The sequence below is a fragment of the Oleiphilus sp. HI0066 genome (assembly GCF_001635725.1).
The window spans coordinates 1-1055 of record NZ_LWFH01001124.1 but is presented as its reverse complement, the minus strand read 5'-3'; the positions used below and the strand labels follow the sequence as shown (position 1 = coordinate 1055).

The window sequence follows — 1055 nt, the reverse complement described above, 5'->3', positions numbered from 1 at the left end:
TAGTGTTTGCATAACAAGCTTCATGATCGTCCCATAATCATCGCCCCCTAAGTCATGCATAATGTTGTTTGCATGTACTTCGAGTTCATTCGTAGACATCGACTTTAAAGCTGCTACGAGCTCTTTTTCATTGAGTTTAATGATGTCGTGATGAGAAAGTGTGGTCATAGTGGTCTCTATTTTTCTGCGCTTTTAAAGGTGCTGTTGTTAGGCGATCTGAGTAATGCTTTGGAACTTGCCTTGCTCGTTAAATTGAATAGCGAATGTTCCACTGATTCCATCATGTGTGGTGAAAGAGCTTAGGATATTGGCTGGAAATTGCACGCTACGGCCATCGCGAGACATAGCCCGAACAAGCTGCGACTCTCCTCGGTAGAGCCTGAGCCATTCCTCTCTTGATATGCGTAAATCAACAATAATCTGCTGCATGTCGTGCGTGATATAGGCTAAACGTGTTTCACGAACCAGTATCGTTCCCAGAATAATAGTACTTTTTCAGGGTATTTTGTTCGGCCTAGGCTGCCATTATAGCGAGCGAGTGCTCGAATTAGATTACCTTTTTCTCGGTTAATGTAATGCTTAAGTATTGTGCATCCATAGCGTAAGTTAGTGGCTGTATCCATGAGATTGTCTTCGGTTCGACCAATTTCATTTTTCCAGAATGGCATGACCTGCATTAGGCCTTGAGCACCCACGACGGAGATAGCAAAACGCTTGAATAAGCTCTCGACATGAATCACTGATAGAACGAGTTCGGGTTCAAGCCCTGCGCGCTTTGCTTCAGAGTGCACGAGCTTCAGAAAATCAACACGCTCTTTTGGGTCTTTGATGTAACGTTTTAACCTGCTCGACATATCGACTAGCCAAACTTCCGCGTCAAAGCGATCATCAAAGCTTGATGCATCGGTGACTGCTTCTTGTAATAGCTTGGTTAGTTCGGTATCGGGTTCTTGTATGGCCCAACCAAGAACGGGCAGCCATAGTAAAATGGCCGCCAGAACAATGCGATAAATGCGATATAAAGCTTGTTTATGCAAGACCAAGCCTATTACAAA

2 protein-coding genes are annotated in these 1055 nt (G+C 44.1%); both read right to left on the bottom strand.

Annotation, left to right across the window (positions count from 1 at the left end; translation table 11 throughout):
• Positions 1–207: 207 nt before the first annotated feature.
• Positions 208–429, bottom strand: a complete 222-nt coding sequence (locus A3738_RS14790) for a DUF2835 domain-containing protein (protein ID WP_068476381.1) — start codon at positions 427–429, stop codon at positions 208–210.
• Positions 430–446: 17 nt separating this feature from the next.
• The gene (locus tag A3738_RS14785) at positions 447–1004 is read right to left on the bottom strand and encodes a lytic transglycosylase domain-containing protein (RefSeq protein WP_369819806.1); all 558 of its coding nucleotides are present in this window, start codon (positions 1002–1004) and stop codon (positions 447–449) included.
• Between the last annotated feature and the right edge of the window lie 51 nt (positions 1005–1055).